The organism is Mesorhizobium sp. M0152 (assembly GCF_040322415.1).
Lineage (GTDB): Bacteria > Pseudomonadota > Alphaproteobacteria > Rhizobiales > Rhizobiaceae > Mesorhizobium.
Window position 1 is genome coordinate 1 of sequence record NZ_JAMYTH010000093.1, and the last position, 5,211, is coordinate 5,211.

The following is a 5,211-nucleotide window of genomic DNA, read 5'->3' on the forward strand; positions in this document are numbered from 1 at the left end:
TGGCGATCGTGTTTCCCTGCCTGCTGCTCAATTATGCCGGGCAAGGCGCCTTCGTGCTGGCCAAGAACGGCGTCGTCGGCCATCCGTTCTTCGAGATGAACGAAGGCTGGACGCTGATCCCGATGGTCGTGCTGGCGACGGCCGCGACGGTCATCGCCAGCCAGGCGGTCATCTCCGGCGCCTTCTCGCTGACCCGGCAGGCGGTGCAGCTCAATATGCTGCCGCGCCTCGAAATCCTGCACACCTCGGAACGGCAGTCGGGCCAGATCTACATGCCGCGCGTCAATCTGTTGCTGGCGCTGGCGGTGATGCTGCTGGTCGTCGGTTTCGGTGAGTCGAGCAGGCTGGCGTCAGCCTACGGCATCTCGGTGACCGGCAACATGCTGGTGACCACGGTGCTCTTGTTCGTGGTCATGACGCGCATCTGGAAATGGCGGCTGTGGGTGGCTGTCGCGATGACGGCGCTGTTCGGCTTTATCGACATCGGCTTCTTTGCCTCCAACATCGTCAAGGTGTTCGAGGGCGGCTGGGCATCGCTGGCCGTGGCCTTCACCATTGTGCTGGCCATGTGGACCTGGGTGCGCGGCAGCCGCTATCTGTTCGACAAGACCCGCCGCAACGAAATCCCGCTCGATTTCCTCGCCGGCAATCTCCTGAAGAAAAAGCCGCAGCTGGTGTCCGGCACCGCGGTGTTCCTGACGAGCGATCCACTCAGCGCGCCAACCGCGCTGATGCACAGCCTGAAGCACTACAAGGTGCTGCACGAGCAGAACGTCATCCTTTCGGTGGTGACCGCGCCGCAACCGGTGGTGCCCGACAGCGACCGGGTCAAGATGGAGACGGTCAACGAGCTGTTCATGCGGGTGACGCTGACCTTCGGCTACATGGAGCAGCCGAACATCCCGCGCGCGCTGGCGATCTGCCGCAAGCAGGGCTGGAAGTTCGACATCATGACGACCTCGTTCTTCCTGTCGCGGCGCTCGCTCAAGGCCTCGCCCAATTCCGGCATGCCGGTGTGGCAGGACCGGTTGTTCATCGGCCTGGCGCGCACGGCGGCCGACGCGACGGAGTACTTCCAGATCCCGACCGGACGCGTCGTCGAGATCGGAACGCAAGTGACGATTTAGGGCATGCCGCGGTTGAGAAGAATCGGCTCTGTCACATTGATTGAGCGGTAAGGAAATTCAGGTAGCAGCGCGCCCGGCACTGTAAGTTTCAGCGGCTTGATGCAGCGATAGCTGGCCGGGACGGCTGTCACGCTGTGGCGACACACGCGATTTTGTTCCAGATTTGCATGGGGGCGGTACGCAGGTCTCGATGTTGAGCCGATGACAGCGCATTGCAGGGAAAGTGAGCAGGTCGGCAATCGGATCATGGATGGAAACGAACCGCTGAAGCTGGCGTGCCGACTTGAAGCGTTTCATGATCCTTTCGCGTCGTCGGGTCGGCTGGTGCGAATTTTCCGCTCGATTATTCAGGCCTGTGTGCGACCGGTGTTCGACGTCGGGCATGAGGTCGCGCATGGCGGCATCATAGGATCGGAGCTTGTCGGTGATCATGATCCGTGGTGTCCGCCCTTGAGCTTTCAGCAACTTGCGCATCAGACGCTTTGCCGCCTTGGCATTTCGGCGGCTTTGTACCAGCACTTCGAGGACGAAGCCGTCCTGATCGACGGCACGCCAGAGCCACTGCTTCTTGCCACTGATAACCACGACACATTCGTCGAGATGCCATTTGTCGCCCAGGCAGCCGGCTGATATTGATCTCCTGGGCGAAATGCCGTCCGAATTTCTCCGCGCAGCTTCGAACGGTCTGATGCGTGACGATGATGCCGCGGGCCGCCAGCATGTCCTCAACCATGCGCAGGCTGAGCGGAAAGCGAAAGTAGAGCCATACCGCGTGCGCAATGATCTCGGCGGGAAAGCGGTGGCGACGATAAAGCGGATCACGAGCAACTTCTGACATGGCCCAATGTACGCACATCTTCATAAGCTGTCGGTTGACTTTACGATGCCGCGCCAAGCGAGCAGCATCCGGCCGGCGGGGCCGACCCCGTCTCCCGGCCGTGAGCAGAACGGCATCGCGCAGGTGCCGCTTCATCCTCGACGCGGCCAGCCTGCTTTGCCGTTACCGCCGCCGCCGAAAGCGCCAGGCGTTGCCGCCAGGCGCCGGGCCGCCGGCAGCGGTTCGTTTCCACCGATGATCCGATTGCCAACCAGTTCCACTTCCCCCCATACCTGCGTAACGCCGCCATGCAAATCTGGAACAAAATCGCGTATGTCGCCGCAGCATGACAGCCGTCCCGACCAGCTATCGCTGCATCAAGACGCTGGTATCTTTACAGTGCCCGCACGCCTCTCGCGCGCCAACGGCCAGTCGGGTGTCGCGAATGAGGCGCGCTGAAGCCATCCGGCTCAGCCGATCATGGCGCTTCGGTTGCCGGGTTCGAGGTCGTGGCCTCTGCCGCTGCGCGATTCTAGCATTTGCGCCTTGGAGAGCTCTGCTTCAGCCTCGGCGAGGCATGGCTCGGCTGCGGTTCTCTGCCGCAGAAGGTCCGATTGCGAATTCTTGACGTTGTCACGACGTAGGCGAGCGGCCTTGGCGAACGTCGGATAAGCGAAATGATTGACATCGGAAATGCCGGCCTTCGTTTCCTCGGCGTTTATCTGGAAGTCCAGTTCTCGCGCCATGCGTTCGAAATCGGCAATCATGATGTCTAGCTGGTGCAACTGTCGCTGCTTCTCATTCACCTGAAATTGCTTCAGTCGGACCAGATTACCTCGTGGCTTCATGACTCGGTACTCCGGTACCCATTTCGTCCAATCAAACCGCTCTCTCCCCTTAACGTTAGGCCTACAGCGACTCTCACGTTTTCTGCTGCGAGCGGAAACATATTTTCCAAAATCCTTGGCCGATGGCTATGAGTTCAATGGCATCGACAAGCATGCGAGCGGGGGACTTAAGGGGCGGTAAAAAAAGGCGGAATAGGGCGATTTTCACAATGTCTGCATATGAACGCGTTGAGACCTGCGGCGGGCTTGACACACAAAGCAATCGTCAAGATTTGCGACATGGACGCCGGGGGGCATGAATACGCCCGCCGTCAGCTACACGCCCCCCGATTTCCGCCGCCTATTATCGCCCACGCGGTCTGGCTTTATTTCCGGTTTCCGCTGAGCCTGCGCCTGGTTGAGGAAATGCTGCTGGAACGCGGCATCGTGGTTTCGTATGAGACAAGTCGCCGGTGGGGCATCAAGTTCGGGCTGGACTGCGCTCGCTGCTTGCGCCGCAAGCCGCCGTGCCGGAATGATGTCTGGTACCTGAACGAAGTGGTCGTCACCATCGCCCGGCAAAAAGCTTTGGTTGTGGCGCGCCGTCGACCAGGATGGATATGTGCTGGACGAAATCGTGCAAAACCGCCGCAACACCAAGGCCGCCAAGCGCTTGCTGACGCGGCTGTTGGAGAAGCAGGGGCTCGGCGCCGAAGCGCATGATCACCGACTAGCTGCGCTCGTATGGAGTGGGAAAGCGACAAGTGATGCCGGACGTCAAGCAACCGGTCGCACAAGGGGTTGAACAACGGAGCGGAGAATTCCCATGTGCCGCCGCGAAAACGGGAGCGGATGATGCAGGGGTCCGATCGCCGGGAGGCCTGCAGCGCTTCGTCTCGACCTTGTCAGCCCTCCGCAACCTCTTCGTCCCGCCCCGCCCCAAACGTTCTGCTCTCGCCATACATGTTCATCGCCTCAGCGCGATGGCGCTGGTGATATCACGACGCGTTTGTACCGCTCGACCTACGCCACAGGTGCCGACGCTGTGACGAGCTTCGTCGGTCGCGTGTCGAGTGACGGCACCGGGGACAATTATCGTCGACCGCAGTCCATTGCCCAGACCAAGGCGCTTCTCGGCGTCGGCACGATGGCAAATCGCAGCGTCACGATCTCGGCCGCTGCCCCTTCTGGCGGCGTGGACGGTGATTTCTGGGTGCAGCCGTAATGGCCCTTTACGTCAAAGCCTCCGGGGTCTGGGGGGCGGCCAGCGCCGTATGGGTGAAAATCTCAAGCCTCTGGACCAAGGCTCGACAGGTCTATGTGCGCAGCTCGGGCGTCTGGGAGAAAATGTTCCCGATAGATCTGGTCTTCAATGGCACTCACGAAGACTCGACTGCCACGACCGTTTACACCCACACCAGCATTCCGCTTCTTGTCGCGCCACACGCTAATCGTCGTGTCATCGTGACAACTGAGACCACTGACACCGAAAGTGCAGTGACCGTCAACAGTATGACGATTGGGGGTGTGGCTGCCACCCTTCTCGCTCAGGTGGAAAGCATCTTCAATTCTGGTGTGGTCTATCTGTCAGTGTGGTCAGCCCTCGTGCCAACCGGTACGACGGCAACGATCGTGACCACGTATAGTGAGAGCGTGTTCCGTGACTACATGTCGGTCTATACGACCACCAATTGGGATGGTGTGGTGGGCACTGTTGCCTCTGACAACAATTCAACGGGTGGCCTGACAACGACCGTCAGCATTGGTGCCCTGGGCGCAGCGATCGCAATTGCGGGCAACGCCACCAAGGGGGCATCGGCACTGCGACATGGACCGGGCTGACCCAACAGTTCTCAAACACACCAGTCACGAATAGAAACCACAGCGGAGCAATGGCCATAGCTACCGCCGCCCAAGCTGCCCTCACCGTAACCTGTGCCTACAGCACTACTCCAGCACTTGCCGCACTGCTGGTGGTTCCGCGGTGCGCAACTCCTGACTGGCGACGGCGTCGGCGACATGCCTTACGGACTCGTATTGCCAGAGCTTGTAATCGTCGACAAACCAGCCAAGTCGGCTCTCGATCGCCGTAGCAAGCTCGTTATAGTCGAGGCTGTCGAGGCCGAGATCCCGCATTCTGGTTGTCATCGACACCTCTACTTTTTCGGCAACTAGAGCGTTGAGTGTTTTGAGAACCAGTTGTTCAATTTCAAGTAATGTCATCACTAATACATGCCTTTTGCTTGCGGATTCAGGTAATGCAACCCTGATCGGGGCGCAACCCCCAAAGCGAGGTGTGCCGTTGAAACATGTTCTTGTCATTGACGATGATGCCGCAATGCGGCGCCTCATCGCCGATGCATGCCCTGAAGGTAACCGCAGTCCACGATAGCAAGCAGTTTGACTATGTTCTTTCACGTGAGCCAGTCGATCTCGTGGT

Annotated in this window: 5 protein-coding genes and 4 pseudogenes; 5 read left to right on the forward strand and 4 right to left on the reverse strand. The window is 59.7% G+C overall.

The annotated features are described in order from the left end of the window. Window positions 1-1,127: KUP/HAK/KT family potassium transporter (locus NKJ26_RS33005; RefSeq protein WP_352700015.1), on the forward strand; the 1,127-nt coding region annotated here is incomplete at its 5' end. A 127-nt stretch (window positions 1,128-1,254) separates the two neighbouring features. Here the strand turns inward: NKJ26_RS33005 and NKJ26_RS33010 are convergent. The 3 genes and pseudogenes from NKJ26_RS33010 to NKJ26_RS33015 all read right to left on the reverse strand — a co-directional run bounded on the left by NKJ26_RS33010 (window position 1,255) and on the right by NKJ26_RS33015 (window position 2,792). After that, window positions 1,255-1,965 (reverse strand): annotated as a pseudogene (locus NKJ26_RS33010) (IS6 family transposase). Between the two features lie 50 nt (window positions 1,966-2,015). Next, a pseudogene (locus tag NKJ26_RS33745) lies at window positions 2,016-2,173 on the reverse strand (DUF1403 family protein); the annotation flags it as partial. A gap of 241 nt (window positions 2,174-2,414) precedes the next feature. After that, complete coding sequence (locus tag NKJ26_RS33015) at window positions 2,415-2,792, reverse strand: hypothetical protein (protein ID WP_023778407.1); 378 nt, start codon at window positions 2,790-2,792, stop codon at window positions 2,415-2,417. A gap of 295 nt (window positions 2,793-3,087) precedes the next feature. On the opposite strand from NKJ26_RS33015, the pseudogene NKJ26_RS33020 reads away from it, so the two are divergent. The 3 genes and pseudogenes from NKJ26_RS33020 to NKJ26_RS33030 all read left to right on the forward strand — a co-directional run bounded on the left by NKJ26_RS33020 (window position 3,088) and on the right by NKJ26_RS33030 (window position 4,613). After that, window positions 3,088-3,820: pseudogene (locus NKJ26_RS33020) on the forward strand (IS6 family transposase). Further along, entirely contained in the window at window positions 3,817-3,996 is a 180-nt protein-coding gene (locus NKJ26_RS33025) for a hypothetical protein (protein WP_031194388.1), read from the forward strand. The pseudogene NKJ26_RS33020 and the gene NKJ26_RS33025 overlap by 4 nt, the downstream one beginning before the upstream one ends. After that, window positions 3,996-4,613: a hypothetical protein gene (locus NKJ26_RS33030; RefSeq protein WP_023679572.1), complete on the forward strand. Its 618-nt coding sequence runs from the start codon at window positions 3,996-3,998 to the stop codon at window positions 4,611-4,613. Before NKJ26_RS33025 ends, NKJ26_RS33030 begins: the two co-directional genes overlap by 1 nt. A gap of 105 nt (window positions 4,614-4,718) precedes the next feature. Here NKJ26_RS33030 and NKJ26_RS33035 read toward each other — a convergent pair whose 3' ends face one another. Then, window positions 4,719-5,123 (reverse strand): phosphopantetheine-binding protein, encoded by a 405-nt coding sequence (locus tag NKJ26_RS33035; RefSeq protein ID WP_081730999.1) that lies wholly within the window; start codon window positions 5,121-5,123, stop codon window positions 4,719-4,721. On the opposite strand from NKJ26_RS33035, the pseudogene NKJ26_RS33040 reads away from it, so the two are divergent. Further along, window positions 5,074-5,211: pseudogene (locus NKJ26_RS33040) on the forward strand (DNA-binding response regulator); the annotation flags it as partial. The gene NKJ26_RS33035 and the pseudogene NKJ26_RS33040 overlap by 50 nt on opposite strands.

Excerpts from the sequence above, each read along its gene's own strand:
- NKJ26_RS33015 (WP_023778407.1), bottom strand. The coding sequence starts at position 2,792 with ATGAAGCCACGAGGTAATCTGGTCCGACTGAAGCAATTTCAGGTGAAT.
- NKJ26_RS33030 (WP_023679572.1), top strand. The coding sequence starts at position 3,996 with ATGGCCCTTTACGTCAAAGCCTCCGGGGTCTGGGGGGCGGCCAGCGCC.
- NKJ26_RS33035 (WP_081730999.1), bottom strand. The coding sequence starts at position 5,123 with ATGAGGCGCCGCATTGCGGCATCATCGTCAATGACAAGAACATGTTTC.